The organism is Hydrogenophaga intermedia (assembly GCF_023715105.1).
GTDB classification, from domain to species: Bacteria; Pseudomonadota; Gammaproteobacteria; order Burkholderiales; family Burkholderiaceae_C; genus Hydrogenophaga; species Hydrogenophaga intermedia_A.
On sequence record NZ_JAMBNO010000028.1, the window covers coordinates 1 to 26709 of the forward strand.

Genomic DNA, 26709 nt, shown 5'->3' on the forward strand with positions numbered 1-26709 from the left:
TCTTCGGTGGCAAACCAGTCAAGAAATTCGTTCCAGGTGCGAGGGTAGTCCTGCCCGGGAGTCGGCGTTAGCATCTGGGTTTCCATCCAGCTATTCTGGCGCTGCTGGAGCTAAATAGATACCCCTTATAGCTGTACACCGCTTCGTGTCCTTCTTCCCAGACACCTGAGCAACCTCGCCCATGACCACTCCAATTGACTATGTCCCACCCGCTGTCTGGACCTGGAACGCACCCAACGGCGGCCAGTTCGCCAGCATCAACCGTCCGACTGCCGGTGCCACGCACGACCAGGACCTTCCGGTCGGCCAACACCCGCTGCAGCTGTACTCGCTAGCCACGCCGAACGGTGTGAAGGTGACCGTGATGCTCGAAGAGTTGTTGGCCATGGGCCACCGCGGCGCTGAATACGACGCCTGGCTGATCCGCATCTCCGAAGGCGACCAATTCGGCTCGGGCTTTGTGGCCGTCAACCCCAACTCGAAAATCCCGGCGTTGCTCGACCGCAGCGCAGCGGTGCCGCAGCGTGTGTTCGAGTCAGGGAACATCCTGCTGTACCTGGCTACCAAATTCAATGCGCTGCTGCCCGAAGATCCAGCCGCACGCACCGAAGCGCTGTCATGGCTTTTCTGGCAGATGGGCAGCGCCCCTTACCTAGGCGGCGGCTTCGGCCATTTCTACGCCTATGCGCCGGCCAAGTTTGAGTACCCGATCGACCGCTTCACCATGGAAACCAAGCGCCAGCTCGACGTCCTCGACCGACGCCTGGCGCAATGTCGCCACCTGGGCGGTGACGACTACAGCATCGCTGACATCGCAGTGTGGCCCTGGTACGGTGCGCTGGTGCTGGGTCATCTCTACAACGCGGCCGAATTCCTGCAGGTACAGACCTATACAAACGTCCAACGCTGGGCCCAAGAAATCGCTGCGCGACCGGCGGTTCGCCGCGGGCGCATGGTCAACCGCAACTGGGGTCCAGCAGAAGAGCAGCTGCACGAGAGGCATGACGCCCAGGACTTCGACACACGCACCCAAGACAAGCTGTCGCCAGCAGCCGGCTGAGCCATCCAGCGGCCCGACACCGCTCAGACCACCCACTCATTGCCACGGAGACCTTCATGATCAAGTTCTACTACCACCCCTCTCCCAACCCGGCCAAGGTCGCGCTGTTGCTCGAAGAAACCGGACTGCCCTACGAACTGGTGCCGGTGGATACGCGCAAGGGCGAGCAGCACGAGGCCGCGTTCACGGCGATCAATCCCAACGCGAAAACGCCGGCCCTGGTCGACGGCGACGCGGTGGTGTTCGACAGCAATGCCATCCTACTGTATCTGGCGGAGAAGTCCGGCCAGTTCCTGCCGCCAGACACGCCCGAGGCCCGTGCACAGATGCTGTCTTGGTTAATGTTCGTCGCCACCGGGGTCGGCCCGTATTCCGGGCAGGCGGTTCATTTCAAACACTTTGCCCCCGAGCCCAAGGCCTATGCGGTCAACCGCTACGACTTCGAAGCCTGGCGCCACTGGAAGATCATCGACCAGCAACTGGCCCAGCATCGCTACATGCTCGGCGAGACCTACACCCTGGTCGACATGGCTGTCTGGGGCTGGGCGCGCGCCGTGCCGTTTGTGCTCGGGGCCGCCGCGTGGGAGCAGTTGCCCAACGTCAAGCGCCTGCTCGATGAGATCAACACCCGTCCGGCCGCTCAGCGTGCCGAAGCTCTCAAGGCCAAGCACGCCTTCAAGGCCGAGATGGACGAAGAGGCACGGGCAGTCATGTTCCCGCAAAACGCCCGTTTGACCGCCTGAGCGCAGGCGGCGTCGTCGGTGCACCAACGGGCGGCGTTCGCTTGGCCGCAGCCGCTTGGTCCGGCAAGGGGCGCCGGGCTGACGCGATCCCGCTCAAATGACGGCCCATAACGTCCGAAGAGGGCTTCGACGTTCACCGACTCAACTTTCCTCCATGCAAGTTTCCGAACAACCGATCCTGCGCGACCTTGTTCTCGTCGGAGGGGGCCACAGCCACGTTGTCGTGCTGCGCATGCTCGCCATGCAACCCGAGTCTGGCCTGCGCATCACCCTCATCTGCACCGACATCGACACGCCTTACTCCGGCATGCTGCCTGGCTACATCTCGGGCCACTACAGCTTTGACGAGGTGCACATCGACCTGGGCCGTCTGGCCTCGTTTGCCGGAGCGCGCTTCATCCATGGTGAAGTGACGGGCCTCGATCGGTCCAACCAGCGTGTGCTCATGAAGGACCGGCCCTCGGTGCCGTACGACCTGCTCTCCATCAACATCGGCTCCACACCCAATGTGCGCCAGGTGAAAGGCGCGCAAGCACACGCAGTGCCCGTGAAGCCCATCGCCCACTTCAACCTCCGCTGGCTGAATCTGCTCGAGCGCGTGCGCCTGCTGCGCGATCGATTCACGATCGCGGTGGTCGGCGGCGGTGCGGGCGGGGTTGAACTGGTGCTGTCGATGCAGTACCGGCTGCGCAGCGAGCTGCAAAAGCTGGGGCGCAATCCCGATTGGCTGCACTTTGTGTTGCTCACGGCGGGCGACTCCATCCTGCCGACGCACAACGCCGGGGTACGCGCGCGCTTTGCCCGCGTGCTCAAAGAGCGCCACGTCGCGGTGCATACGCGTGCGGAGGTGCATCAGGTCGCGCCCGGTTGCCTGCACACGCGCGACGGTCGAACCTTCGATGCCGACGAAACGATGTGGGTCACGCAAGCCGGTGGGCCGGCCTGGCTGCAAGGCACCGGTCTGGCACTGGACGAACACGGCTTCGTCAAAGTCAACGACCGGTTGCAGACGCTGGACGACCCCAAAATCTTCGCCGCAGGGGATGTGGCCTCGTTCACCAACCGCCCGCTGGAGAAGGCCGGTGTGTTTGCCGTGCGCATGGGCCCACCGCTGGTGAAGAACCTGCGCTTGTGCCTGCGCGATCAGCCGACGGTGGCTTTCAACCCGCAACGCAAATGGCTGGCACTGATCTCCACCGGCAATCGATACGCCGTGGCCTCGCGCGGCTCCATCGGCTTCGCCGGTACCTGGGTCTGGTCCTGGAAGGACTGGATCGATCGCCGCTTCATGCGCCAGTTCACCGAGCTGCCAGACATGGCGCCCGGTGCCGCCCCCTCGGCTGCACCGGCCAGCAGCCTGGCGCTGAGCGCCGAAGAATCCCGCCAGGCCATCTCGGCCATTGCCATGCGCTGTGGTGGTTGCGGCGCCAAGGTGGGCGCCAGCATCCTGACCCGCGCACTCGGCAGCCTGCAACCGGTCGAGCGCAACGACGTGCTGATCGGGCTTCACTCGCCCGACGACGCCGCCGTGGTGCGCGTGCCGCCGGGCAAGGCCATGGTTCACACCGTGGACTTCTTTCGCAGCTTCATCGACGACCCTTACCTGTTCGGCAAGGTGGCGGCCAATCACGCGTTGGGCGACATCTTTGCCATGGGTGCCGAGCCTCAGTCCGCCACAGCGATCGCCACCGTGCCGCCAGGCCTCGAATCCAAGGTGGAAGACCTGCTGCTGCAAATGATGACCGGCGCGGTCGAGGTGCTCAACGCCGCCGGCTGCGCCTTGGTCGGTGGGCACACCGGTGAGGGCCGCGAACTCGCACTGGGCTTCGCCATCAACGGACTGATCGACGAGAACATGGATGGCGTCATGCGCAAGGGCGGCATGCAAGCGGGTGACGTGTTGCTGCTCACCAAGCCCATCGGCACCGGCACGCTGTTCGCCGCCCACGCGCGGCACGCCGCCAAGGGCCGCTGGATCGATGCGGCGCTGAAATCCATGGTGGTGTCCAACCAGGTCGGCGCGCAGATCCTGCGCGAACATGGCGCCACCGCCTGCACCGACCTGACCGGTTTCGGCCTGCTGGGGCATCTGGTGGAAATGACCCGTCCCTCGGGAGTGGACGCAGAGCTGCAACTGAGCGCCCTGCCCTTGCTGGATGGTGCATTGGAATGCGTTGAAGCGGGCATCGTCAGCTCGCTGCAGCCGGCCAATGTGCGGCTGCGCCGAGCCCTGCGCAACGCCGAAGACTTCGTCAAAGACCCGCGCTATCCGCTGCTGTTCGACCCGCAGACGGCGGGCGGCCTGCTGGCCAGCGTGCCGGGCGACCGGGCAGCCGACTGCATCCGTTCCCTGCAGGCGGCAGGCTACCTGCACACAGCAGCCATAGGTCATGTCAGCGGCGCGTCCGACTCACTGGAACCCGTGGTGCTCAGCGCATAAGGAGCCAGCACCAATTCGCGCCCTCCGAAACCAGCTGTAACGAAAGAGGACCCGGCAGCGACTGAAGAGCATTCGGGCAATCAACGATTGCCAAAGCCTGAACCCACGAAGCCTTCGCCGCATGAAAAGAACCCTGATCCTCGCCACGGTCGTGATACTCGTGGCCGCCTATTTCTGGCTTGGGCTGGACCGCTACTTGACACTCACCGCCGTGCAGGACCGCCTGGGAGACTTCGAAGCCATCCGCCAGGCCTCTCCCATCGCCACCGCGCTCGGTTTCTTCGGTCTGTATGTGCTGGCCACAGCGCTGTCACTGCCCGGTGCGGTGATCCTGACGCTCGCGGCTGGCGCCCTGTTCGGATTGGCCGGCGGCACGCTGATGGTCTCGTTCGCCTCCAGCCTGGGCGCCACACTGGCTTTTCTGGCCTCCCGTTACTTGCTGCGGGATAGCGTTCAAGCGCGTTTTGGAGACCGACTCAAGGCCATCAACGACGGCATGGCCAAGGACGGCGCCTTGTATCTGTTCACGCTGCGCCTGATCCCGGTCTTCCCGTTTTTCCTGGTCAACCTGCTCATGGGCTTGACACCCATCCGCACGGGCACCTACTACTGGGTCAGCCAGCTCGGCATGCTCGCGGGCACCCTGGTCTACGTCAACGCCGGCACCCAGCTGGCCCAGCTCTCCAGTCTCTCGGGTATTTTGTCGCCGGGCGTTCTGCTGTCCTTCATCCTGCTCGGAGTCTTCCCCATGATCGCCAAAGCTGCTCTAGGTCTCCTGCAACGCCGGCGCGTTTACGCCAAGTGGCAACGGCCCAAAACCTTTGACCGCAATCTGGTGGTCATCGGTGGCGGCGCTGCGGGCCTGGTCACTTCCTACATCGCGGCCACCGTCAAGGCCAAGGTCACGTTGGTCGAAGCACACAAGATGGGTGGCGACTGCCTGAACTACGGCTGCGTGCCCAGCAAGGCATTGATCAAGTCGGCCAAGCTCGCCCACCAAATGCGCCACGCCGATCACTATGGCCTGGAGGCTGCCACACCGGCCTTCAGTTTCCGGCAGGTGATGGCGCGGGTGCACCGGGTCATCAGCGAGATCGCTCCGCACGACAGCGTGGAACGCTACACCGGGCTGGGTGTCGAGGTCCTGCAGGGTCGCGCCAAAATCGTGGACCCCTGGACGGTCGAAGTCACCCTCAACGACGGTGGCATCCAACGCCTGACCACCCGCAGCATCGTCATCGCCGCGGGTGCTCGTCCCTTCGTGCCGCCGCTGCCTGGGCTGGACGACGTGGGATATGTCACCAGCGACACCCTGTGGGACGAGTTCGCAAAACTGGATGCACCACCCGCGCGTCTGGTGGTGCTGGGAGGTGGTCCGATCGGCTGCGAGCTGGCGCAAAGTTTTGCACGCCTGGGCTCACAGGTCACGCAAATCGAAATGGCGCCCCGGATCATGATCCGGGAGGACCAGGAGGTGTCCGACCTCGCCCGCGATTCGCTGCAACGCGACGGTGTGGCGGTACTGACCGGTCACAAGGCTCTGCGCTGCGAGCGGGATGGAGACCACAAGTTCATCGTGGTGGAACACCAGGGTCAGGAGAAGCGCATCGGGTTCGACACTTTGCTGTGCGCAGTCGGCCGATCGGCACGGCTGCAGGGCTACGGACTGGAAGATCTGGGCATACCCACCGAGCGCACGGTGGTGGTCAACGAGTACCTCGAAACGCTCTATCCCAACATCTTTGCCGCGGGTGACGTGGCCGGGCCATTCCAGTTCACCCACACGGCGAGTCATCAGGCCTGGTACGCCGCTGTCAATGCTCTGTTTGGCAGCTTCAGGAAATTCAAGGTCGACTACTCGGTCATCCCCTGGGCCACCTTCATCGAGCCCGAGGTCGCCCGGGTGGGGCTGAACGAACAGGACGCCAGGGAAAAGAACATCCCTTACGAAGTCACGAAATACGGCATTGACGACCTGGACCGCGCCATTGCCGACGGTTCGGCACACGGATTCGTCAAGGTGCTGACCGTGCCGGGCAAAGACCGTATCCTGGGCGTGACCATCGTGGGCGAACATGCAGGCGACCTGCTGGCCGAGTTCGTGCTGGCCATGAAGCACGGGCTGGGACTGAACAAGATCCTGGGCACCATCCACACCTATCCCACAATGGCCGAGGCGAACAAATACGTCGCCGGTGAATGGAAACGCGCTCACGCTCCTCAGCGCGTCCTGGCCTGGTTGGGCCGCTATCACGCCTGGCGCCGAGGCTGAACAATGACCGCCATGGCCCTGGCGCCCAGCACTGCGGTCGGCCGACCTGGTGTTTTATGAAAACCGTCGTGTCTCACACCCCCATGCGTCTGTCCATCATCGTCCCCATGCTCAACGAAGCAACGGGGCTGCCCCGCCTGCTGACTCGGCTGTCTTTGCTGAAAAGCCAGGGATGCGAGGTACTGATCGTGGACGGTGGAAGCGATGACGGCTGCGCTGAATTGGCCGCTCGAGCGGGCTTGCAGGTTCTGACTTCGCCAAGAGGTCGCGCCCGGCAGATGAACCACGGCGCCGTTCATGCCGCGGGCAACGTGCTCTTGTTCCTGCACGCAGACACCGTGCTGCCCGAGGGGGCGATCATCACCATCCACCGAGCGATGCAAAGCTCCGGCGCCGTCTGGGGCCGTTTCGATGTGGTCATCGACGGACCTCATCCCATGCTGCGCGTGGTGGCCAAGCTGATGAACCTTCGCTCGCGCTGGACAGGCATTGCCACGGGTGACCAGGCGATGTTTGTCACCCGCGAGGCATTCAATGGAGCGGGTGGATTCCCCGACCAGCCCTTGATGGAAGACATCGAGTTGTCCAGCCGTCTTCTCCAGCTGTCCCGCCCTGCATGTATTGACAGTGCCGTGTTGACGTCGGGACGCCGATGGGAGAGTCGTGGCCTCTGGCGAACCATCCTTCTGATGTGGCGGCTGCGCTGGGCGTACTGGCGAGGCGCACCTGCAGATCAGTTGGCGCAGCTGTACAAATAGGACACCACATGACCCACTCTGTCCACATCATCGTCTTCGCCAAAGCACCCGTCGCAGGCCTTGCCAAGACAAGACTGATCCCCGCACTGGGAGCAACGGGAGCCGCCCGCCTGGCTGCCTTGATGTTGAAACATGCGGTCGAACAGGCTCTGGTCAGCGAGGTTGGCACCGTGGAGGTTTGTGTGACGCCTGCGCCTGAAGATCCCCTGTGGTCGGGGCTGTTGCCTCAGCACCCAGCGCTGCGAATGAGCGATCAAGGCCATGGTGACCTGGGCGAGCGCATGGCACGGGCTGCTCAACGTGCGCTGGATGCGGGCCACCCGGTGCTGTTGATGGGAACCGATTGCCCGGATCTTTCTGCCGAGCGGATTCGGGAGGCGGCGGCTTGCTTGCTCACCAGCGATGCCGCGCTCGTGCCGGCCTTTGACGGTGGCTATGTCTTGCTGGCACTGGACCGCTTTGACGCCAGCCTGTTTCAAGACATCGCGTGGAGCACGTCCAGCGTGGCACAGGTCACGCGGTCTCGAATGGGCCAGCTGGGCTGGAGCGCGACCACCTTGCCAACGCTGCACGACATCGATGAGCCCGATGATCTTCGCTGGTTGCCAGAGGGTTGGCTTACTGCCATCCAGGAACATCCACATTGGCCGACACCCGAGGAGGCGCCTCGGGCCGCCTGACCTTGCCATTTCAGGCATCCAGACATCTGCATCTGCATCTGCAGGATGCATGTCACCACGCCGCGCCGGTTCTCACAACCACTGTTGGCGTCCTGACACGTCACGTAGACAGGGAGCCAGACGTGGATGTGTGGTCGAACGCAGGCACGTACAATACTGCGGTGCAACATACCCTCGCAGCCTCTCTCAAACACCCGGTGTTCTACCCGGGCTGGGGCCTGCCACGGGGATTTTTCTGCTCGGTGACTCCACCGTAGTTTCCCAGGGCCGCCACGCGCCCTACGTGCTTCGCCTGACCAGCATCAGTTGGTCACACCCCTCTTGCAGAGCTTCCCGCCTTCGCATCACCGCGAGGGCCATTTCTCTATGTCACTTCAAACACTACGCCAGGACTGGCTGTCCAACGTGCGCAACGACCTCCTCGCGGGTCTGGTTGTTGCCCTCGCCCTCATCCCGGAGGCTATTGCCTTCTCCATCATCGCCGGGGTGGACCCCAAGGTGGGCCTGTACGCCTCCTTCTCCATCGCCACCATCATTGCCTTCACCGGAGGCCGACCGGGGATGATTTCAGCCGCCACGGGGGCCATGGCGCTCCTGATGGTGTCGCTGGTGAAAGACCACGGCCTGGAGTACCTGCTGGCCGCCACGGTGCTCACCGGGGTCCTTCAGGTCATCGCTGGGTGGGTCCGGCTGGGTGCCTTGATGCGGTTCGTGTCGAGGTCAGTGGTCACGGGTTTCGTGAACGCCCTTGCCATCCTCATCTTCCTCGCCCAGTTGCCCGAACTCACCAACGTGACGTGGCACGTCTATGCCATGACAGCGGCGGGTCTCGGCATCATCTACGGCCTGCCCTACATCACCAAGGCGGTGCCGTCGCCGCTGGTGACCATCGTGGTGCTGACCGGTGTCGCCATCGCGCTGGGCCTCGACATCCGCACTGTGGGCGACATGGGTGACCTCCCCGACAGCCTGCCGGTGTTCCTCATCCCGAACATCCCGCTGACCTGGGAGACGCTTTCCATCATCTTCCCGTACTCACTGACCCTCATGGTGGTGGGCCTGCTGGAATCGCTGATGACGGCCACCATCGTGGACGACCTCACGGACACCAAGAGCGACAAGAACCGCGAGTGCGTTGGCCAGGGCGTTGCCAACATCGCCACGGGCTTCATCGGCGGTATGGCGGGCTGCGCCATGATTGGTCAGTCCATCATCAACATCAAGTCAGGGGGACGTGGTCGCCTCTCCACCTTGGCGGCTGGCGCCTTCCTCCTGTTGATGGTCGTGTTCCTGGGTGACTGGGTGGCGAAAATACCCATGGCCGCCCTGGTGGCCGTGATGATCATGGTCTCCCTCGGTACCTTCAACTGGGGCTCCATCAAGAACCTGCGCGAGCACCCCAAGAGTTCCAGCGTGGTGATGATTGCTACCGTGGCCGTGACCGTGGCCACCCACGACCTCGCCATGGGCGTGCTGACTGGTGTGTTGCTGTCGGGTTTCTTCTTCGCCCACAAGGTCGGGCAGATTCTGAGGGTGAGGTCGCAGAGCGAGGACGAGGGGCGTACCCGTACCTATCAGGTCATCGGGCAGGTGTTCTTCGCCAGCGCCGACCGCTTCTCCAACGCCTTTGACTACAAGGAGGTCATCGACAAGGTCCGCATCGACGTGAGCCGCGCCCACTTCTGGGACATCACCGCCGTGAGCGCCCTGGACAAGGCGGTCATCAAGTTCCGCCGCGAGGGAGCGGAGGTCGAAGTCATCGGCTTGAACGAGGCCAGTGCAACCATGGTGGACCGCTTCGGCATCCACGACAAGGATGGCGCGGACGACATGCTCATGGGCCACTGAAGGAGAACACGAGATGAACGAAGACAAAAAAGTACTGGCCTGCGTGGACCAATCGAAATACGCCGAGAGCGTGGCGGACTACGCCACCTGGGCGGCCAAGCGGATGCAGACCCCGATGGAACTCCTTCACGTCATCGACCGACATCCCCGCCTGGAAGCCGTGCAGGACCACAGCGGGGCCATCGGCCTTGATGCCCAGGAGAACCTGCTCAAGCAGTTGAGCGACGAGGACGAGACGAGGACACGCGCTGCCCGGGAGATGGGTCGGGTGTTCCTCAACGGCCTGCGCGAGCGGGCCATGGCATCGGGAGCGTTCGTGGTTGACGTGCGGCAACGCCATGGCGAGCTGGAGACCACGCTCCCGGAACTTCAGGGCGATGTCCGCCTGTTCGTGCTGGGCCGTCGCGGTGCTTCTGCACAGGCCACCCAGCGAGACCTTGGCCGCAACCTGGAGTGGGTGGTCCGCTCGGTGAACAAGCCCGTGCTGGCCGTGCCGGATGCGTTCCGTGAACCCAGCCGCGTCCTGTACGCGTTCGATGGCTCCAGCGTGACCCGCCAGGGCATTCAGATGATTGCCGGGAGTCCGCTGCTCAAGGGGCTGCCCATCCACCTGCTGATGGCGGGGAAGGCGCAAGCCCAAGGGCCGAAGCAGATCGAGGAGGCCCGCAACGTGCTGGAGGCGGTGGGCTTCCAGGTCTCAATGGAGGTTCACCTGGGTGACCCCGAGACCGTGATTGCTGAGGCGGTGAAGTCGCAGCAATGCGACCTACTGGTCATGGGTGCCTACAGCCACTCTCCATGGAGGAGCTTGTTTGTGGGCAGCAAGACCACCGACCTGTTGCGCTCAGCGGCTGTTCCCACGTTGCTATTGAGGTGATCAACGGAATGGCTGGGGCGAGAGATGTGTCAGCAGGCGCATGTGTACGTAGTTGACGGAGGCGCACGGGGGACGCAACCGAAGGAGAACTGACGTCGTCAGTTGGCAATGGCCGCGTTCGCAATGCCTTCGAGCGCCTTGCGCAGGTTCTCAACCACGGGGCACTGCGCAACCCCATGGCGCTGGGCGAGAAAGGCGGGATCGTTGTAGCCCACCCAGACCTGGGCCGATGCGTCTTCCCACACCAGTGCCTTGAGCGGGAGGTCGATGCCCACCGATTGCGCGCACTCCATGAAAGGTGTTCCGCCCTGCGGATTGCCGAAAATGAGCACTTCGGTGGGTCGAAGGGTTTTGCCCACCTTGGTCGCGCCTGCCGCATGGTCGATGCGCACGAACACGTTCAGGCCCCGTTGCTTCACGAGCTCCTCCAGTCGGTCCATGGTCGCCTTCGCGCCGTGGGGACTCTTGACCGAGATCAGACCATCGGCGGCATTGACCAGGCCGAGGGTGGATGTCAGAACGAGTGCAGCGATGGCGTGAAAAATTCGCATGGGGAGTCTCCTTGGGGTTGGGGTGGCGCAGCCTGGCTGCTTCGGCGCTTGTGAGAGGTACCCAGCCTCCAACAAGTTCTCATGTTCTACGCAGATGACTTCGGTACTGGATCAAGACCGGAGTTGGGAAACCCAGGTCTTCTGAAGTTCGGACATCGCATCGTCGGGCGTGAGCAGCGCCCCGGTGAGCGCTGTCCGGATCGAGGTTTCGGGCACCGGGAGCGTCTGCGACAACAGCGCGTCCAGCAGGCGACGTGCCTTGGCCAGGCTTTTGCCGTAGAGCTCGAACACGGCCGACACGCTGACGTGTTGCGTGGGGTCGTCGAGCCAGCAGTCGTAGTCGGTCACCAGGCCCACGGTGGCATAGGCCATCTGGGCCTCGCGCGCCAGAAACACCTCGGGTGCGTTGGTCATGCCCACCAGGTGGCAACCCATCTGCCGCAGCAGGTGGCTCTCGGCCTGGGTGCCCAGGCGGGGGCCGTCCACGCAGGCGTAGGTCAGGCCGCGGTGCACCTTGAGGCCAGACGTGTCCGCAGCGGCCATGACCGCATCGACCAGCGCGCTGCTCACCGGTTTGGCGGTGGAGACATGCGCGGCGACACCGCCACCGAAGAAGGTTCGCTCGCGCGCACCCCGCGTCCAGTCGATGTATTGCTCGGGCATCGCCAGGTCGCCAGGCGCGACTTCCATGGCCAGGCTGCCCACGGCCGAGAAGCCCAGCATCATGGTGGCGCCTGCACGCTTGAGCGCATACACGTTGGCGCGGTAGTTCACTTCGTGCGGCAACAGCCGGTGACCGGCCCCGTGGCGCGCCAGAAACAGCACCGCCTGGCCGTGCAAGGTGCCGCGCAACACCTCGCCCGATGGCGTGCCGAACGGCGTGTCGCCGCCCTGACGTTCGTGGATGTCCAGACCGTCGAGTTCGTAGAGGCCGGTGCCTCCGATGATGGCGAGCATGGTTCAGTTCTCCAGTGGGCGCACGGCGTCCTGCAGCTGATAGGCCGGACCGTGCTGGATGCGGTTGAAGTAGGAGGCGTGGGCGTCGCTGCCCTCGGGCCACAGCTTTTGGAATTGCCGCTGCCAGGCGGCGGTATCGATTTCGATGGCGATGGCGTCGATGTGAACCTCACGCTCGACCACGCCGAAACGACGCTCGGCGCCCGTGTACGGCGAGAACGCGATGCGGGTGATCAGGCCCGCCGCATCGCCCTGGAAGTTGGGCATGCCGGTGGCGCCGTTGTTGAACACCCAGCGTGCGTGGTCTTGCTTTGAAGCAAGGCGCTGGAACACGGGCAGACAGGTGTGCGTGCTGGCAAAGGCGTGCACGTCAGCCTCGTCGAACCAGCGTTTCACCGCCTCGCGGTGCACGGCGTCGCGCAGGTGCTCCTGCGCAAAGCCCCAGCCGGCGAGCGACTGCGCGTCGCCATGCACCACGCCCAGACGCAGTGGACCGACATCGGCGCGCAGCCACATCGGCAAGGACCGCAGTTCGCGCTGCTGCTCGGGTGTGACGCAGCTGCGCAGCGCTTTGTGAATGCGGTTGGAGCGTTCGACCACCTGGTCTCCCACCCAGTCGGGGTAGGCGCAACCGCAGCCGGCATCGGCATCGGCGCTTTCATCGGCGTTCTGGTCGGCCAGCTCGGTCTCCACATTGCCGCGCAAGGCATCAAAGCGCATCACCGATTGCTGGATGCGGGTGAACACGGCGGGATCGGCGTCAAACCAATGGAAGTCGCCGTTGAACACCATGCGGGCTCGCCCGCGCTCCTGCCCGAACAGTTCGATCACGCGCTGCAGTGCGGCCTCGTTGCCATACAAGCCGCCCACCACATAAAGCACATCGAGATCTCTCAGGTGCTCAGGCGCCGCGCTGGCGAACACCGAGGGCGCGTAGCGGTAGTGCAGTGGGCAGCTTCTGCCGGCAGTCGCAGGCGAGGCATCGAGCGTGGGAGCGTCAATGTTCATGGGGTACTTCGTTGCAGGGTTGGCAGGCAAGCCGTCAGCGCCGGCGTCGGATATGGGTTGGGTGTTGAACAGCGGTCGGTTGGCATCGGGCTCAGGCTAGACGCATACAGCGCCTGCAGCCGTTCGGCATCGACCTGAGCGATCGGCAAGTCAAATTCCAGCGCGCCATCGCGAAGGCCGATCACGCGATCGGCCAACAACGGCAGCAGCGCAGGCTGGTGCACCACGGTGATCAGTGTGGCGCCACCGGCGATGCTGCACAGCCATCGGCAGGCATCGGCGGCGGCGGCCGGGTCCAGATTGGCCGTGGGTTCGTCGGCCAGGATGAGGCGCGGGCGCTGCAGACGCAGGCGTGCAATGCTGAGCTTCTGGCGTTCGCCCCCCGAGAGACGGTCGGTGCGTGTATCGCCCAGACCCTCCAGACCAACCACAGCAAGCGCCTCGTCGGCCTCAGCCACGAGCGTCGCGGGGTACAGGCGGCTCCAGCTGCGCCAGCCGCTCAGGCGTCCCAGCGCGCCGATCAACACGTTCTCGCGCGCGCTCAAGCGCGACACCATGTGCAGCCCCTGCATGACCTGGCCCACCTCGCTCCGCCAGGCGCGCAGCGCGGCGTCGGACACCGGCTCCTGCAGCGGCCGCCCCAGCACGCTGACCGATCCTTCGGTGGGAACCGCCAGGCCACCGAGCACCCGCAGCAGCGTCGATTTGCCCGCGCCGTTGTGCCCGACGATGGCCACCCGCTCGCCGGCACCGATGTGCAGTTCGTCCAGTCGCAGCAAGGTCCGCGCACCGGCTTTCACGGCCAGCTTGCGGATGTGGATGTCGTGTGTTGTGGCGCTCACAGCAAAGCCTGGCGTATGCGCCGAGAGAGGCTGTCGAACGCCACCACCAGCGCGATGACGACGAGCAGGATGGTGGCCAGGCGGCTCCACTGGAACAGGCTGACCGCCTCGGAGATCAGCAGGCCGAGGCCGCCCGCGCCGATGAGGCCCAGGATGGTCGAGTCGCGGATGTTGAACTCCCAGATGTAGAGGTGGTTCGACACGAACTGGGGCAGCACGGCGGGCCACACGGCGTTGAAGAAGACCTGGGTGCGCGACGCGCCGGTGGCTTGCACGGCGTGGATGGCGCCCATGTCCAGCGACTCGACCGACTCCGCGTACAGCTTGCCGTAGGTGCCCATGGAATGCAGCGCAATGGCCAGGATGCCGGCGGTCGGACCCAGACCAACAATGCCCACCAGCACCAGGCCGAACACCAGTGTGTGAATGGCGCGCAGCACGTCAAGCAGACCTTTGCTCGCCCAGGCCAGCCAGCGAGGTGCGCCCAGGTTGCGCGCGCTCAGCAGGCCGGGGGGCAAGGCCAGCAAGGCCCCCAGCAGCGAACCCAGGGTGGCGATCTGGAACGTGACCCAGGTGGCACGCCCCAGTGCCGCCAGAAAATCGGCCTCCACCACGCGGCGGTCTTCCACGCGCAGCAAGGTGCCGTCTTCGCTGCGGTATTCCAGGCGCTCCGGCCCGAACCACACATCCAGAAAACTCGGGTATGCGAATTCACCGATCGACTTGATCAGGTTGGCCACGGGGTTGCGCCCCAGCGACAACTCGCCCGCCACCCAGAGGCTGCCCAGGCAGACGCCCACCAGCAGCGCATAGGCGAGCACCAGCAGCGCAAAACGCGCCCGACCGGACCAACGCGGTGGCGAGAAAGGCGGCTGGATCGGCAGCGCGCTCACTTGGGCTGCAGCGTGCCAGTGGCCAGACCAGCGTCCCGGATCGGCTTGTAGGCCCGGTTGTCGCTGTTGATGAAGCCGGTGTAGCTCGGCGGCATCAGACCCGGCTGCGTCTTGAGCAAGGGGCCAACCTCAGCCAGCGCCGCCTGCAGGCGCGCCACGAAGGCCTTGTCCTTGTGGAGCGCTTCGCTGACGGCAAACGCGTCGTTGGGCAAAGGATCGGACTGCCAGATGATCTTCGAGCGCTCGGCTTTGATCAGGCCCTGCGCGATCATCGCGTCGCGGTTGCGGTTGTAGTCGGCGCCAGCGTCGATCTGCCCGGCAGTGACCTGGGTCTGGATCGCCTGGTGCTTGGTGTGCAGCACACGAGAAAAATGCTTCGCGGGATCGATGCCCTGCTTCATGAAGAAATGCAGCGGAATCAGGTAACCGGAGGTGGATCCTTTGTCGCCGAAGGCAAAGGTGCGCCCTTTGAGGTCGGCCACCGAATTGATGCCCGAATCCGGATGGGTGACGATCATCGCGAAGTATTCAGGCTTGCCTTCGTACAGGATGGTTGAGACCACCTGGGCATTGGCCGCCTGGTTGGCCAGCACGTAGCCCCACGGACCCATCAAGGCCAGGTCGGTTTCACCATTGGCCAGCGACTTGGCCAGGCCTTCCCAGCTGTCAACGGTGCGCAACTCGACCGGGCGACCCAGGCGCTGAGAGAGGTGTTGCGCCAGCGGCCGGTAGGTGGCGTCGTTGCGCTCCCGATCGGGCTGGAACAGGCCGACACCGAATTTCAGCGGCGTGGTCTGTGCCTGTGCGGTGAGCGTTGCGAGCAGCAGGAACAGGCTGGCCAGCCAGCGGGTGAACACGGTCATGGGGTCTCTCCTGAAGTGACGGTTTGGGATGGGCTTTGATGCACGGCATGAACAGAAATCGTCGCTGCCGCTGGGTCGGCCGACTCCAGTGCACCACCGCAACTGCTGCCCTGTCCTGCGGTGCAGCCGTAGCAGTGGTCAGCAATCCGGATGGCCTCGCCTTCGGGATCCGCACCGAGCAGTTCCCGCAGGTGCGGGCGCCAGGTCTTGCCCAGGCGGGCCGGCAGCCCCAGCATCTGGTTGAAGTCGCAGTCGTACAGATCGCCCTGCCAGTCCACGCTGATCATGGAGCGGCACATCACGGTGTTGAGGTTGTCGGCCTGGTACGCCTGCTTGAGCAGTTGCATGTAGGTGCCGAAGGTGCCCTTGGAGACCAGGGTGCTGCCGAAACGCTGCACCGGCATGTTGGTCAGCGCAAACAGGTGGTTGAAGCGGATACCGAAGTGCTGCATCAGCTCGCGCTTGTAGTCGGCCTCCAGTGCACCTTGCGGTGGTGGCAACGACGGGCCTTGCGGGTTGTAGACGAGATTGAGCGTGAGACCGCTGTCTGGGACGCCGTAACCCAGCGCGTTGAGTTGCTGCAGCCCGGTGATGCTGAGGTCGAACACGCCATCGCCCCGCTGACGATCGACATTGGCTGGGGAATAACACGGCATGGAAGCCACCACCTGAACACCTTGCTCAGCCAGGAAGGCCGCCAGGTCTTCCTGACCGGGCTCGCTGAGAATGGTCAGGTTGCATCGGTCAATCACCTCGACACCCAGGGCCCGGGCCGCCACCACCAGGCGCCTGAAGTGGTCACTGAGCTCCGGCGCGCCGCCGGTGAGGTCCAGCGTGGTGATGCGCCTGGCTTTCAGCACCTCGATCACCAGGTCCACCGTTGCCCCGTCCATCATTTCGTTGCGGTTGGGGCCGGCGTTGACGTGGCAATGCAGGCAGGACTGGTTGCAGCGGTAACCGAGGTTGACCTGCAGCGTGTTCAGGGCTTGGCGGCGGATGGCGGGAAAGTCGGTGGCGGTGAGCAGCGGCAGGGTGTCGTGCATGGGGCGGACTGGTGAAGTTGAAGGTTCGACACCATCAGTCGTTCACAACCGATTGTTTGTTACAGCCCGGCAGAAAAAATACCGCCAGGGGCGTTGTCGCGGCCTCACCACCTCAGCAGCCGCGGACCGAGGACCGCGCCCAGCAGCCCAGTCAGCAGGACTCCCAGCGAGTACCAGACTGCCACAAACGTGGCCGAGACCTCAGGACACACCAGGGAATAACCCATGGCGCCCAGTGCGCCGGCCATCAATCCAGCGTTGAAGCCGGCAGCCCGCAGTTGGGTGGGTGCGAGTCCGCGAAGCGCCCACAGTGCGCCGGCCAGTGCCGGCAACGAAAGCGCCACCACATTCGTTGGGCAGCTGAGCCAGGTTTCGCCAAACAGGGCCGCCATGCGTTGATCCGGCGCGCTGGACACCAGCGTGAGCGCGCCCAGGGCCAGCATGGTGGCAAACACAGCCAACACGGCCCGCACGGGCCAGTGCGTGCGCGCCACCGGCCGGGAAAGCCTCGCCGTCAACCAGCCAGCCGCCAGCGCCAAGCTGCCGCCGTACATGAGCTTCAGCCACGGTGCCTGCGTAGCCCACATCGTCACTGGGATCGATCCCATGCTCACCAGCGCGGACAAGGCGCTGGCGATCAAGCCAAGCGCCACCACTGGGGCCAGTCGCCGCAGCACGGGCGCCTGGGGGGCAGGCCCTGCGCCCTTGGCCAACATCTCGATCAACGATTGCGTTTTCATGTTCCTGTGTCTTTCACCCATTGCGCCAGCCGCTTCAACCCTCTGTGCACCTGTACCTTGATGGCCGACTCCGAGATGCCGGTGCGCATCGATGCTTCGGTTACCGACAGCCCCTCGATCTTCGTCAACACGATGGCCTGACGTTGAACATGTGGCAACTCCTGAAGCAGCCTTTCAAGGTCTCGCTGCGCACCATCTTCGACCGGCTCGGCTGCCAGCAAGGCCTCGTCCACATCGTCCAGCGCGTCGTGGAGGTTCTCCCGCCGCCCACGGCGCCTCCAGAGATCGACCAGCTTGTGGCGAGCGATCGCGGTGACCCAGGCGCTGACTGGCAACGTCGGGTCAAAGGTTCCGCGTTGCAGATGAAGTGCCAGCAGCGTTTCCTGCACCAGGTCTTCGATGTCGTCTGGCGTCGACTGCATGCGCCGCCGCAGGAATCCGCGGATGCGCAACGCGATCTTCTCCAGCGCCTCGCGGTAAGCGACCTCATCGCCTTGCTGCGCACGCAGCCACAGCGGTTTCAGGCTGGCTTCGAAATCGTTGGGACCTGTCTCTCTAGGCATTTCGTGGCAGCGGCTGCTTTGGTTACACAAATGGGGGGGCGGCATGAACAAGTGCCGACCAAAGGCAGGGTTGTTGGCCCGGGATTCTGCACTGCCTGTAACCGAAAGGCCTCCGGCTTCGTAAATCAAAGGCCCTTCCATCCCTTTCAACCCGTCAAGACAAGCCAGATGAAAACTTCTTCCACGCCCGCCTCGCGCGTGGTCACGACGCAGCCCTTGTCCGTGGGCCCTGTCATGAGCACCAGCCGACGCCAGCTTTTCCTCTTCACTGCCGGGTGCCTGCCGGCCTTGTGGCCCCTGGGCCACAGCCATGCTGCAGTGTTCGATCACAGCCACGCCGCCTGGACCGGTCTGCTCAAACGGCATGTCGTGCTGCTTCGCGGCGGGCAGGCATCGCAGGTTCGCTACGCAGGCTTCTCAAAGGACCGCGGGGACCTCACGGCCTATCTGTCGTCACTTTCCGCCGTCACCATTGACGGGTTCTCGGCCTTCTCCCTGGCGCAGCGCCAGGCGTTCCTGATCAACGCCTACAACGCGTTCACCGTCGAACTGATCCTCACCAAATACCCGGACCTGACGTCGATCAAGGAGTTGGGCAGCCTCCTCTCCAGTCCCTGGAAGCCGAAATGGATTTCCCTGCTGGGCAGCAAGGTGTCGCTGGACGACATCGAACACGGCATGCTGCGCAAGCGGGGCGTCTATGACGATCCCAGGGTGCATTTCGCCGTGAACTGCGCGTCCATCGGGTGTCCAATGTTGCGCGAAGAAGCCTTTGTAGCAACGCGCATCGACGCCCAACTGGAGGAGCAGTCGAACCGTTTCATGGCTGACCGGACGCGCAACCGGTTTGACGAAGCCGCGGGGCGACTGCAACTCTCGCGTATCTTTGACTGGTATGCCGACGATTTCAAGCGAGGTGATCGGGGCGTCACCTCATTGCACGGTTTTGCCGGGCTGTACGCCGAACGCTTGTCGGACTCTGCAGCGGGCCGAGATCGGATCCGCAGCGGGCGCGTTGACATCACCTACCTCGACTACGACTGGTCCCTGAACGACGCAAGCCGCTGAGTCGTTTTACTGAGGGTGACGCACGTCTTCGCGAGGCAGCTGGCTTCTGCTGACTTCGTTCTTGGCTGCGCTGTAGCTGGACACGAGGTAGGGCACCAGGTAGTTGAGCGCCACGTGCATCCACGAAGGCGCGTGAGAGGCCAGGACGGCCTCACCCTGATTGATCACATTGAGTGCAGTGCCGACCACGGCTGACACACGCAGTGCGTTCAGGACGATGGATCTGGACAAGGCGGTGCTGACAAGTTGTTTCATTGAAGGGCTTCGTGTGATGTCAGCTTCGTTCGCTGGACCCGATCGGTTACACGACCGATCAGGAAAAGAATCTTTTGGTTTTGATGTAACGAACCGGACGCGCTTTCGACCATGCAGGGTAGGCCAGATTGTCTGACCTGCCCGCTCGGAGGACTTTCCATGAGCGGATTTGCCAACCCCTTGCAGGAGTCATTCATGGAAAACACTGTCGATCGTCGCACCGCCACCCGCCTCGCATCCGGCGCCGCCCTGGCCCTGGCCATGGGTACCGCACTCACGCTGGTGGCCGCACCGGTTGCCGCGCAGAGCGCGGACAAAGAAAAATGCTTCGGCGTCGCGCTGAAGGGCAAGAACGATTGCGCCGCCGGGCCGGGCACCACCTGCGCCGGCACTTCCAAAGTGGACTACCAGGGCAACGCCTGGTCGCTGGTTCCAAAAGGAACGTGCGAGAAGACCGCATCGCCCAAGTCGCCATCCGGATTCGGGCAATTGAAGGAGTTCAAGGAAAAGGCTTGATCCGCCTGAGTGCACTCTCACCAACCAGGCCTTCTCATGGAGCTCACCGCCCAGCATCGCAAAACCGCCTTGGGGATTGGCGCGCTGCCAATGCGGGGTGGGCTGGGCCTGAAGGCAGAGCACTTCGCCCACGTTCGGGACACCCGTCCCGACGTGGGCTTCTTCGAGGTTCATGCCGAAAACCATCTGGTGGCGGGTGGGCCGATGCTGCGCCACCTTGCAGCGGTCCGCGCTGACTACCCGCTGACCATCCATGGTGTCGGTTTGTCGATCGGATCGGAAGCTGGCCTGGACGAAGAACACCTCAAGGCGGTAACGGCGCTGGTGCAGCGTTTCGAGCCGGCGGTCTTCTCCGAACACCTGGCATGGTCGTCCCACAACAGCACGCACTTCAACGATCTGCTCCCATTGCCGTACAACCTGCCTACCCTTCACAGGGTCTGCCGGCACATCGACCAGATCCAGAACCGCATGGGGCGGCCTTTGTTGCTGGAGAACCCCTCCACCTACTTGTCATGGGCGGCGTCCACCTGGAGCGAGGGCGCCTTCATGAGCGAGGTGGTTCAGCGAACCGGCTGCGGTCTGCTGCTGGACGTGAACAACGTGTACGTGTCGGCGATCAACCAGGGCGCGGACCCCGTCGCTGCCCTGCTCGAACTGCCACTGCGCCACGCCGGGCAGATTCACCTTGCCGGGTTTGCCGAATCGTTTGACAGCTCGGGCGTGCGCCTGCTCATTGACAACCATGGCGCCAGCGTCGCCAGTGCGGTCTGGGCCTTGTTCGACACGGTGCTGGCTCGGGTGGGGCCCGTGCCCACCTTGCTGGAGCGTGACCAGAACATCCCTGCGTTTGCCGTGCTGATGGCCGAGGTGGGCTTGGCAGACTCGAAGCTGGCGCGTGCCAACCGATCACTGGATGCTACAGCCTTGATCCATGCCATGACACCCGAGGTGGTGCGATGAGCCACCACAGCTTCGCCCACGCGCTGCTGGACCCCTCCCTGCCTGTGCCGGCGGGTCTTGTGTTGCGGGGTGGTGGAAATCTGGCCGATCGCTTCGCGGTGCACCGCAACAACACCGTCGTCTCGCTGGTCGATGCCTTGCTCGCCATCTACCCAGTGACGGCAGAGCTGGTCGGCGAGCCGTTCTTTCGCAGCATGGCTGCGGTCTACGTCCGGCAGTCCCCTCCCCACCAGCCTGTGCTGGTGCGCTACGCAGCGGATTTCGATCGCTTCATTGCGCAGTTCGAGCCCGCTGAAAGCGTGCCCTATTTGCCGTCGGTGGCGCGCGTCGAAGCGGCCTGCATGCACAGCCTGCATGCGGCCGACGACATCCCCATGGACATTGCCCTGGTGGCCGAGGTGATCGCCGACGGCGACACGCTGCTGCAGCGCGGGTGCCGCCTGGATGCATCCCTCGTGCCCTTGAGCCTGAGCCATGCCGGCGCCGACGTCTGGATGGCGCACCAGCCCGGGTCGGACCTGCTTTTGTCCACCATAGATACCACGCGATCTCAGGACGTCTTCGTCCTCCGCCGCGGGGACGGTGTGGTGGTGTGGGAGCCGCCGGTGGGCACGGTCGCGCTGGTTCGACTTCTCATGGACGGTGTACCACTGGCAAAGGCCGTGCAAGGGATGGGAACGCAGCACGACAACTTCGATTTTTCAATCAGCCTGGCGGGTTTGTTGCACCACGGCCTGGTGGTTGATCTCCCCCTTTGCAACGCATGACTGGAGCAACTCATGGAATCCGCATCACCATCGCCCGCCCGCACCCAACCGGCCTCACTGCTCGATCGACTGGCCGATCTGGTGGCCCATTGCCACTTCGCCATGACGCGCCTGCCGAACTCATTGCTGGCGCTGCTCGCGCGGTTTTCGATCGCTGCGGTGTTCTGGAAATCGGGCCAGACCAAGATCGAAGGACTGACCATCGACTTCATCAACGGCGATTTCGTGCTGGGATGGCCCAAGCTTTCCGAGAATGCCGTGTTCCTGTTCGCAGATGAATACCGCTTGCCCATCGTTGCGCCGCACTTGGCGGCCTGGATGGCCGCGTTCAGCGAACATCTTTTTCCCATTCTGTTGCTGATAGGTCTGTCCACCCGTTTCTCGGCGCTGGCGCTGCTGGGCATGACCACCGTCATCCAGGTCTTCGTGTATCCCGACGCCTACCCCACACACGGGGTCTGGGCCGCTGTGTTGCTATACCTCATGGCCCACGGCCCGGGCAAGATCTCGGTGGATGAGTTCATCCGCTACCCATCGCGTTGCTGAAGCGTGCACCGGGAAGGGAAGCACCGTGGGAAGCCTCGCCCGGTTCGTGGGACGCCAGCTGGCCCGCTACCTGGCGCGCGAGGTGCATGTGCATGGCACAGCGCCTCCCACGCCGGTGCAGTGGCTCAGGGACACGCTGGTGCCAGGCGATGTGTTGCTGATTGAGGGACACAGCCGGTTCAGCACTGCTATCAAATACCTCACCCAGTCCACCTGGTCGCACGCGGCCCTCTTTGTTGGTCGCGAAGCCCTGGTCGGCCAGGATGGAATAGAAAACCTGTGCTTCATCGAGGCCGATGTGCAGATGGGTGTGCGTGCCGTCGGTCTGGATCTGTTCGCGCCGCATCACACACGCATCTGCAGACCGGTGGGTCTGCTCGCCGCCGACCGGCAAGCGCTGATCCAGCATGCCGTGGCCCAGCTCGGGCGGCAGTACGACCTGAGGAACGTGATCGACCTGGCGCGTTACCTGTTCCCGACACCTCCGGTGCCTGCCCGTTTCCGACGTCGGATGCTCTCGCTGGGCAGCGGTGATCCCACCAAGGCTATTTGCTCTACCCTGATTGCCCAAGCCTTCCAGGCCATCGGTTACCCCGTGCTGCCAGAGGTCCGGCTCATGAACCGCAACGATCCCCTGTGCCCCGATTGCCAGGACGAGATCTACATGGTTCGCCACCACAGCCTGTTTGCGCCGCGCGACTTCGATGTGTCGCCGTACTTCGACATCGTCAAACCGACCTTGCGGCAAGGGTTCGATTTTCATGGTGTCCAATGGGGCGACTTGACCACACCGGCGGCAACTAATCACGTTACCTTGACGACAGGATTCGACCGATGAGCTTCTTTCCCTCCCTGCCCGAGGACGCTGGCGTGCGCCACATCCTCACACTCAACCCGGAAGCCGGGCGAGCGCTGGTGGCGTTTCACACCGCAGCGCTGCGCAACGCCAGTCCGCTGACGCCCGCTCACAAAGAGCTGATCGCCGCCTACGTGTCTGGTCTGAACGCCTGCCAGTATTGCTACGGTGTGCATGCGCAGACCGCGCAGGCCTTCGGCATGGGTAAGGGTGTGCTGGAAGCCTTGTTGGCCGATGTGGATTCGGCCGATGTTGAAGAGCGACTCAAGCCGCTCTTGCGCTACGCGCGAAAACTCACCCTGGAGCCAACGCGCATGACCCAGGGGGATGCGCAAGCTGTCTTCGACGCCGGGTGGACCGAGATCGCGCTGCACGATGCCGTGCTCACCGTGTGCCTGTTCAATTTCATGAACCGGTTGCTCGAAGGTCATGGGGTCAAAGGCAACCCTGGCGTGTTCAACACGCGCGGGCAGGCGCTGCGTGACGACGGCTACGAACCGCTGTTGGCGTTTCTTGATGCGGCTGTCCAAGCCGCGCCGAGTGCATGACGCTGGACGTGGTGTGCCTGTGTGCCGATTGGTGCGGCACCTGCCGCGACTACCGGCCCGAATTCGAAACCTTGACAGGCGCACAGCCCGACTGGCGTACGCGCTGGGTTGATGTGGAAGATTTTGAGACCGTGCTCGACGACGTCGACATCACAACCTTTCCCCTGATCCTGATCGTGGACGGCGCCGGTACGCTGTGCTTTGCTGGTCCGGTCACGCCCCAGCCAGGCATGCTGCAGCGACTGTGCCAGGCAGCACAGCTAGGCTCACTCAGGGCCACTGAAGACCAAGCTGCGACCTGGCAGCCCTTGCTGCGCGTCCTGCAGATTCGAGACGAATAAGCATCCTTACCGTCTTTTATTTGACCAGAAGTATCATCTGGCTATGGATGCTCTCGTCTCGCTGCTCAGCAATTTCTCTCTTCATGCGGGTGTGTTTTACACCGGCAACATCTGTGGCATTCACGACTTCGAGCGCGACACAGAACGCGGACACCTCCACCTGATTCGCAGCGGATGGGTTCAGGTGCGCGGCGTGACTCGGCGACGGTTCGAGGTGACACAACCCACGTTGATGTTCCTGCCCCGCCCGGACCAGCACCGGCTGGTGACCGATGACGGACCTGGCTCCGACGTGGTTTGTGCCACGGTGCAGTTCGGTGGTTCGGGCGTCAATCCCGTCACCGCATCGCTGCCCGATCTGGTGATGGTCCCTTTGGCGCAGATGTCGGGAGTCGACGCTCTGCTGGATCTGATGTTCGAGGAGGCCTTTCACGAACACGCGGGCCGACAAGGAGTGCTGGATCGCCTGTGCGAAGTGCTCATGATTCGTCTGCTGCGCCACTGCATGGCCCTGGGCCTGACGCAAGGGGGCGCACTCGCAGGCCTGGCCGATGTGCGCCTGGGCCCTGTGATGGCCGCAATGCACGAAGATCCCCAGCACCCGTGGGACCTGCTCGGCATGGCGCAACTGGCCGGCATGTCACGCGCCCGCTTTGCGGTGCGGTTTCGCGAGGTGACTGGCGACACCCCGGCTGACTACCTGGCCGCTTGGCGCGTGATGACAGCGCAGCGCCTGCTTACCCGCGGCGCACCGGTCAAGCAGGTGGCCGAAGACGTGGGCTATGGCAGCGCGAGCGCCCTGTCGCGCGCGTTTGTGCGCCGGCTCGGAATAGCACCGGGGCAATGGCTGAGGCAGCAAGCCTTGCCAACGCAGACCGAAACCGCGCTCAGTCTTTGACGCTCCCGTGTGCTCACCTTCCAGGGAACGTCGGGTATGGAAATAGAGACGGCTGGTCTCTCGTTGGGTACGGTGACCACCTAGCATGAAGCAACGTTCGTCGAGCACCTGACCCAGTGATCGGTGAAGCTTTGCAATCGCAACTCAGGAGCCCTCCTTCCATGTCTGCCGCCCCATACATCCACCAACTCAACCCAATCAACCACGCCAGTGCAGAAGGCCCTCAGAAGGCCATTCTGGACACTGCCCTCAAGCAGGTCGGCTTCATCCCGAACATGTATGCCAACATGGCCAACGCTCCGGCCGTGCTGAGTACGTACCTGCATGGCTACGGACTGTTCCGCAGTGAGTCTGGCCTGACGCCCACGGAGCAGGAGGTGGTGTTCCTCGCAGTCAGCCAGACCAACGGCTGCACCTATTGCACCGCAGCGCACAGCATGATCGCCGACAAGATGTCTGGCGTTCCCGCCCCAGTTCTGCAGGCCATCCGTCAAAAGCAACCCATTCCCGATGCCAAACTGGCCGCGCTGTTCGCAACAACCACCGAGATGGTGAAGTCGTTGGGCCAGCCCAGCCCCGCCACGGTAAAGTCGTTCCTTGAGGCGGGTTACCAGGAGCGGGATCTGCTCTACATCGTGCTGGCTGTGTCCGTGAAGGTTCTGAGCAACTATTCCAACCACGCCTTTGCCACGCCAGTGGACGAGCGTTTTTCGGCCTACAAAGTCGACTGATCCATTAAATCCATGACGCCCACCTTTGTTCCACAGACATTTGAGCGGGTCATGGGCTGCACCGCTTCGGAGTTGGTCTCGTGGTTGCCGCGCGCTCTGCCCGATGCTGAGCTCGCAACCGACGTGACCGGTCAGCGCAACGTGGCCATCTGGGTCGGCGGATCGATGGAGTTGCGGTGGAATACTTTGCCACCCAGACGCATTGCGTTGCTGGAGATTCCGCAGCTGCAAGTGAGCTTCACTTACGAAGGTCTGGACGACGAAGCCCGTTACCGCATTCAGAAGTGCTTCGATCTGCAGACCCACCGTGGCGGCGGTTGAAGCGCTTCCCGCCAACAAAGGAACTGCCTCATGAACATCATGGCACTGGCATTTGACACCGGTGGCACTGTACTCGACTGGCACAGCGGCATCTGCAAGGCCTTCGCCTTGGCCGGACAGCGCCACGGTGTAGAGCGCGACTGGCACGCGGTAACCAACGACTACCGGCGCGCCTCGATGGCAGGCATCGTGGGCAAATTGCAGCCTGCGTTCAACATGGACGACGTGCACCGCACGGTGCTTGACGGCGTGATGGCGCAACACGGGCTTGAGATGTTCGCGCCGCAAGATCACGCGCAGATTCATCGCGCCTGGAACAGCCTGAACGCCTGGCCAGACTTTGCCGGGGCGTTGGTCCGCCTGAAGCTTAAGTTTCCGGTGGTCTCGTTCACCATGTTGCCACTGGCCATGGTGATGGCCGTCTCCAGACGCAATGGCCTTGAGTGGGACGCCGTGATCTCGTGCGAAATGATCGGCGCCTACAAACCGCAGCCGCTGGCTTACGAACAGGCAGCGCGTTGGATGGATGTTGCGCCTGGTCAAATCTTGATGGTGGCTTGCCACAACTTCGATCTCAACGCAGCCCGCGCATGCGGTTACCACACCGCCTTCGTGCGGCGCCCTTTGGAGTGGGGCCCCGCCGGCCCCCCCGATCCGCATCCACACCCTGACTGCACCATCGTGGTGGACGACTTCCCAACATTGGCACAACACTTGGGTGCCTGAGGCGTTTCGATTCACCACGCCCCCGGTAGCGCTGT

30 protein-coding genes are annotated in these 26709 nt (G+C 63.6%); 20 read left to right on the forward strand and 10 right to left on the reverse strand.

Annotation, left to right across the window (positions count from 1 at the left end; all coding sequences use genetic code 11):
- The first annotated feature begins 181 nt into the window (after positions 1 to 181).
- The 8 genes from yghU (at position 182) to M3149_RS19705 (ending at position 10678) form a co-directional block, all read left to right on the forward strand.
- Positions 182 to 1060, forward strand: coding sequence for a glutathione-dependent disulfide-bond oxidoreductase (yghU, locus tag M3149_RS19670; RefSeq protein WP_251711145.1), 879 nt, complete (start codon positions 182 to 184; stop codon positions 1058 to 1060).
- 56 nt (positions 1061 to 1116) lie between these two features.
- On the forward strand, positions 1117 to 1803 hold the full coding sequence (locus tag M3149_RS19675) for a glutathione S-transferase family protein (RefSeq protein WP_251711146.1): 687 nt from the start codon (positions 1117 to 1119) through the stop codon (positions 1801 to 1803).
- A 154-nt stretch (positions 1804 to 1957) separates the two neighbouring features.
- Complete coding sequence (gene selD / locus M3149_RS19680; RefSeq protein ID WP_251711147.1) at positions 1958 to 4243, forward strand: selenide, water dikinase SelD; 2286 nt, start codon at positions 1958 to 1960, stop codon at positions 4241 to 4243.
- 121 nt (positions 4244 to 4364) lie between these two features.
- On the forward strand, positions 4365 to 6515 hold the full coding sequence (locus M3149_RS19685) for an FAD-dependent oxidoreductase (RefSeq protein WP_251711148.1): 2151 nt from the start codon (positions 4365 to 4367) through the stop codon (positions 6513 to 6515).
- Positions 6516 to 6598: 83 nt separating this feature from the next.
- On the forward strand, positions 6599 to 7273 hold the full coding sequence (locus M3149_RS19690; RefSeq protein WP_285887356.1) for a TIGR04283 family arsenosugar biosynthesis glycosyltransferase: 675 nt from the start codon (positions 6599 to 6601) through the stop codon (positions 7271 to 7273).
- 8 nt (positions 7274 to 7281) lie between these two features.
- Positions 7282 to 7953, forward strand: a complete 672-nt coding sequence (locus M3149_RS19695; protein ID WP_251711150.1) for a TIGR04282 family arsenosugar biosynthesis glycosyltransferase — start codon at positions 7282 to 7284, stop codon at positions 7951 to 7953.
- A gap of 366 nt (positions 7954 to 8319) precedes the next feature.
- The gene (locus M3149_RS19700) at positions 8320 to 9801 is read left to right on the forward strand and encodes a SulP family inorganic anion transporter (protein WP_251711151.1); all 1482 of its coding nucleotides are present in this window, start codon (positions 8320 to 8322) and stop codon (positions 9799 to 9801) included.
- A gap of 13 nt (positions 9802 to 9814) precedes the next feature.
- Positions 9815 to 10678, forward strand: a complete 864-nt coding sequence (locus M3149_RS19705; protein WP_251711152.1) for a universal stress protein — start codon at positions 9815 to 9817, stop codon at positions 10676 to 10678.
- Positions 10679 to 10776: 98 nt separating this feature from the next.
- Here M3149_RS19705 and M3149_RS19710 read toward each other — a convergent pair whose 3' ends face one another.
- From M3149_RS19710 to M3149_RS19750, 9 genes are all read right to left on the reverse strand, one after another.
- The gene (locus M3149_RS19710) at positions 10777 to 11229 is read right to left on the reverse strand and encodes a DUF302 domain-containing protein (protein WP_251711153.1); all 453 of its coding nucleotides are present in this window, start codon (positions 11227 to 11229) and stop codon (positions 10777 to 10779) included.
- A gap of 111 nt (positions 11230 to 11340) precedes the next feature.
- Positions 11341 to 12186 carry an S-methyl-5'-thioinosine phosphorylase gene (locus M3149_RS19715; RefSeq protein WP_251711154.1) on the reverse strand — a complete coding sequence of 282 codons (846 nt, stop codon included), beginning with the start codon at positions 12184 to 12186 and terminating at the stop codon, positions 11341 to 11343.
- A gap of 3 nt (positions 12187 to 12189) precedes the next feature.
- Positions 12190 to 13194 (reverse strand): hypothetical protein, encoded by a 1005-nt coding sequence (locus tag M3149_RS19720; RefSeq protein ID WP_251711155.1) that lies wholly within the window; start codon positions 13192 to 13194, stop codon positions 12190 to 12192.
- Entirely contained in the window at positions 13191 to 14036 is an 846-nt protein-coding gene (locus tag M3149_RS19725; RefSeq protein WP_251711156.1) for a phosphonate ABC transporter ATP-binding protein, read from the reverse strand. Before M3149_RS19725 ends, M3149_RS19720 begins: the two co-directional genes overlap by 4 nt.
- Positions 14033 to 14929 carry a phosphonate ABC transporter, permease protein PhnE gene (gene phnE / locus M3149_RS19730; protein WP_251711157.1) on the reverse strand — a complete coding sequence of 299 codons (897 nt, stop codon included), beginning with the start codon at positions 14927 to 14929 and terminating at the stop codon, positions 14033 to 14035. The genes M3149_RS19725 and phnE overlap by 4 nt, the downstream gene beginning before the upstream one ends.
- Positions 14926 to 15792: a phosphate/phosphite/phosphonate ABC transporter substrate-binding protein gene (locus tag M3149_RS19735; RefSeq protein ID WP_251711158.1), complete on the reverse strand. Its 867-nt coding sequence runs from the start codon at positions 15790 to 15792 to the stop codon at positions 14926 to 14928. The genes phnE and M3149_RS19735 overlap by 4 nt, the downstream gene beginning before the upstream one ends.
- Positions 15789 to 16835 carry an arsenosugar biosynthesis radical SAM (seleno)protein ArsS gene (gene arsS / locus M3149_RS19740; protein WP_251711159.1) on the reverse strand — a complete coding sequence of 349 codons (1047 nt, stop codon included), beginning with the start codon at positions 16833 to 16835 and terminating at the stop codon, positions 15789 to 15791. The genes M3149_RS19735 and arsS overlap by 4 nt, the downstream gene beginning before the upstream one ends.
- 104 nt (positions 16836 to 16939) lie before the next feature.
- On the reverse strand, positions 16940 to 17575 hold the full coding sequence (locus tag M3149_RS19745; protein ID WP_251711160.1) for a DUF1109 domain-containing protein: 636 nt from the start codon (positions 17573 to 17575) through the stop codon (positions 16940 to 16942).
- Positions 17572 to 18183, reverse strand: a complete 612-nt coding sequence (locus M3149_RS19750; RefSeq protein WP_353056829.1) for a sigma-70 family RNA polymerase sigma factor — start codon at positions 18181 to 18183, stop codon at positions 17572 to 17574. The genes M3149_RS19745 and M3149_RS19750 overlap by 4 nt, the downstream gene beginning before the upstream one ends.
- A 123-nt stretch (positions 18184 to 18306) precedes the next feature.
- Between M3149_RS19750 and M3149_RS19755 the strand changes: the two genes are divergently transcribed.
- Positions 18307 to 19206, forward strand: coding sequence for a DUF547 domain-containing protein (locus M3149_RS19755; RefSeq protein WP_251711161.1), 900 nt, complete (start codon positions 18307 to 18309; stop codon positions 19204 to 19206).
- A 6-nt stretch (positions 19207 to 19212) separates the two neighbouring features.
- Here M3149_RS19755 and nrtS read toward each other — a convergent pair whose 3' ends face one another.
- Entirely contained in the window at positions 19213 to 19461 is a 249-nt protein-coding gene (nrtS, locus tag M3149_RS19760) for a nitrate/nitrite transporter NrtS (protein WP_251711162.1), read from the reverse strand.
- Between the two features lie 195 nt (positions 19462 to 19656).
- On the opposite strand from nrtS, the gene M3149_RS19765 reads away from it, so the two are divergent.
- From M3149_RS19765 to M3149_RS19815, 11 genes are all read left to right on the forward strand, one after another.
- Positions 19657 to 19977 carry a BufA1 family periplasmic bufferin-type metallophore gene (locus tag M3149_RS19765; protein WP_435370769.1) on the forward strand — a complete coding sequence of 107 codons (321 nt, stop codon included), beginning with the start codon at positions 19657 to 19659 and terminating at the stop codon, positions 19975 to 19977.
- A 36-nt stretch (positions 19978 to 20013) separates the two neighbouring features.
- Positions 20014 to 20940, forward strand: coding sequence for an MNIO family bufferin maturase (gene bufB / locus M3149_RS19770; protein ID WP_251711163.1), 927 nt, complete (start codon positions 20014 to 20016; stop codon positions 20938 to 20940).
- Complete coding sequence (locus tag M3149_RS19775; protein ID WP_251711164.1) at positions 20937 to 21707, forward strand: HvfC/BufC N-terminal domain-containing protein; 771 nt, start codon at positions 20937 to 20939, stop codon at positions 21705 to 21707. Before bufB ends, M3149_RS19775 begins: the two co-directional genes overlap by 4 nt.
- A 12-nt stretch (positions 21708 to 21719) precedes the next feature.
- Positions 21720 to 22253 (forward strand): DoxX family protein, encoded by a 534-nt coding sequence (locus M3149_RS19780; RefSeq protein ID WP_419475134.1) that lies wholly within the window; start codon positions 21720 to 21722, stop codon positions 22251 to 22253.
- A gap of 25 nt (positions 22254 to 22278) precedes the next feature.
- A complete protein-coding gene (locus M3149_RS19785) occupies positions 22279 to 23091 on the forward strand; it encodes a YiiX/YebB-like N1pC/P60 family cysteine hydrolase (protein ID WP_251711165.1) in 813 nt (270 codons plus the stop codon).
- Between the two features lie 32 nt (positions 23092 to 23123).
- The gene (locus M3149_RS19790; RefSeq protein WP_251711166.1) at positions 23124 to 23657 is read left to right on the forward strand and encodes a carboxymuconolactone decarboxylase family protein; all 534 of its coding nucleotides are present in this window, start codon (positions 23124 to 23126) and stop codon (positions 23655 to 23657) included.
- Positions 23654 to 23998, forward strand: coding sequence for a thioredoxin family protein (locus tag M3149_RS19795; protein ID WP_251711167.1), 345 nt, complete (start codon positions 23654 to 23656; stop codon positions 23996 to 23998). The genes M3149_RS19790 and M3149_RS19795 overlap by 4 nt, the downstream gene beginning before the upstream one ends.
- A 43-nt stretch (positions 23999 to 24041) precedes the next feature.
- Positions 24042 to 24896, forward strand: coding sequence for an AraC family transcriptional regulator (locus tag M3149_RS19800; RefSeq protein WP_251711168.1), 855 nt, complete (start codon positions 24042 to 24044; stop codon positions 24894 to 24896).
- A gap of 161 nt (positions 24897 to 25057) precedes the next feature.
- The gene (locus M3149_RS19805; RefSeq protein WP_251711169.1) at positions 25058 to 25627 is read left to right on the forward strand and encodes a carboxymuconolactone decarboxylase family protein; all 570 of its coding nucleotides are present in this window, start codon (positions 25058 to 25060) and stop codon (positions 25625 to 25627) included.
- A 12-nt stretch (positions 25628 to 25639) separates the two neighbouring features.
- On the forward strand, positions 25640 to 25948 hold the full coding sequence (locus M3149_RS19810; RefSeq protein WP_251711170.1) for a hypothetical protein: 309 nt from the start codon (positions 25640 to 25642) through the stop codon (positions 25946 to 25948).
- Between the two features lie 30 nt (positions 25949 to 25978).
- The gene (locus tag M3149_RS19815; protein ID WP_251711171.1) at positions 25979 to 26674 is read left to right on the forward strand and encodes a haloacid dehalogenase type II; all 696 of its coding nucleotides are present in this window, start codon (positions 25979 to 25981) and stop codon (positions 26672 to 26674) included.
- Positions 26675 to 26709 lie beyond the last annotated feature (35 nt).

Excerpts from the sequence above, each read along its gene's own strand:
- yghU (WP_251711145.1), top strand. The coding sequence starts at position 182 with ATGACCACTCCAATTGACTATGTCCCACCCGCTGTCTGGACCTGGAAC.
- M3149_RS19675 (WP_251711146.1), top strand. The coding sequence starts at position 1,117 with ATGATCAAGTTCTACTACCACCCCTCTCCCAACCCGGCCAAGGTCGCG.
- selD (WP_251711147.1), top strand. The coding sequence starts at position 1,958 with ATGCAAGTTTCCGAACAACCGATCCTGCGCGACCTTGTTCTCGTCGGA.
- M3149_RS19685 (WP_251711148.1), top strand. The coding sequence starts at position 4,365 with ATGAAAAGAACCCTGATCCTCGCCACGGTCGTGATACTCGTGGCCGCC.
- M3149_RS19690 (WP_285887356.1), top strand. The coding sequence starts at position 6,599 with ATGCGTCTGTCCATCATCGTCCCCATGCTCAACGAAGCAACGGGGCTG.
- M3149_RS19695 (WP_251711150.1), top strand. The coding sequence starts at position 7,282 with ATGACCCACTCTGTCCACATCATCGTCTTCGCCAAAGCACCCGTCGCA.
- M3149_RS19700 (WP_251711151.1), top strand. The coding sequence starts at position 8,320 with ATGTCACTTCAAACACTACGCCAGGACTGGCTGTCCAACGTGCGCAAC.
- M3149_RS19705 (WP_251711152.1), top strand. The coding sequence starts at position 9,815 with ATGAACGAAGACAAAAAAGTACTGGCCTGCGTGGACCAATCGAAATAC.
- M3149_RS19710 (WP_251711153.1), bottom strand. The coding sequence starts at position 11,229 with ATGCGAATTTTTCACGCCATCGCTGCACTCGTTCTGACATCCACCCTC.
- M3149_RS19715 (WP_251711154.1), bottom strand. The coding sequence starts at position 12,186 with ATGCTCGCCATCATCGGAGGCACCGGCCTCTACGAACTCGACGGTCTG.
- M3149_RS19720 (WP_251711155.1), bottom strand. The coding sequence starts at position 13,194 with ATGAACATTGACGCTCCCACGCTCGATGCCTCGCCTGCGACTGCCGGC.
- M3149_RS19735 (WP_251711158.1), bottom strand. The coding sequence starts at position 15,792 with ATGACCGTGTTCACCCGCTGGCTGGCCAGCCTGTTCCTGCTGCTCGCA.
- arsS (WP_251711159.1), bottom strand. The coding sequence starts at position 16,835 with ATGCACGACACCCTGCCGCTGCTCACCGCCACCGACTTTCCCGCCATC.
- M3149_RS19745 (WP_251711160.1), bottom strand. The coding sequence starts at position 17,575 with ATGAAAACGCAATCGTTGATCGAGATGTTGGCCAAGGGCGCAGGGCCT.
- M3149_RS19750 (WP_353056829.1), bottom strand. The coding sequence starts at position 18,183 with ATGCCGCCCCCCCATTTGTGTAACCAAAGCAGCCGCTGCCACGAAATG.
- M3149_RS19755 (WP_251711161.1), top strand. The coding sequence starts at position 18,307 with ATGAAAACTTCTTCCACGCCCGCCTCGCGCGTGGTCACGACGCAGCCC.
- nrtS (WP_251711162.1), bottom strand. The coding sequence starts at position 19,461 with ATGAAACAACTTGTCAGCACCGCCTTGTCCAGATCCATCGTCCTGAAC.
- M3149_RS19765 (WP_435370769.1), top strand. The coding sequence starts at position 19,657 with ATGGAAAACACTGTCGATCGTCGCACCGCCACCCGCCTCGCATCCGGC.
- bufB (WP_251711163.1), top strand. The coding sequence starts at position 20,014 with ATGGAGCTCACCGCCCAGCATCGCAAAACCGCCTTGGGGATTGGCGCG.
- M3149_RS19775 (WP_251711164.1), top strand. The coding sequence starts at position 20,937 with ATGAGCCACCACAGCTTCGCCCACGCGCTGCTGGACCCCTCCCTGCCT.
- M3149_RS19780 (WP_419475134.1), top strand. The coding sequence starts at position 21,720 with ATGGAATCCGCATCACCATCGCCCGCCCGCACCCAACCGGCCTCACTG.
- M3149_RS19795 (WP_251711167.1), top strand. The coding sequence starts at position 23,654 with ATGACGCTGGACGTGGTGTGCCTGTGTGCCGATTGGTGCGGCACCTGC.
- M3149_RS19800 (WP_251711168.1), top strand. The coding sequence starts at position 24,042 with ATGGATGCTCTCGTCTCGCTGCTCAGCAATTTCTCTCTTCATGCGGGT.
- M3149_RS19805 (WP_251711169.1), top strand. The coding sequence starts at position 25,058 with ATGTCTGCCGCCCCATACATCCACCAACTCAACCCAATCAACCACGCC.
- M3149_RS19810 (WP_251711170.1), top strand. The coding sequence starts at position 25,640 with ATGACGCCCACCTTTGTTCCACAGACATTTGAGCGGGTCATGGGCTGC.
- M3149_RS19815 (WP_251711171.1), top strand. The coding sequence starts at position 25,979 with ATGAACATCATGGCACTGGCATTTGACACCGGTGGCACTGTACTCGAC.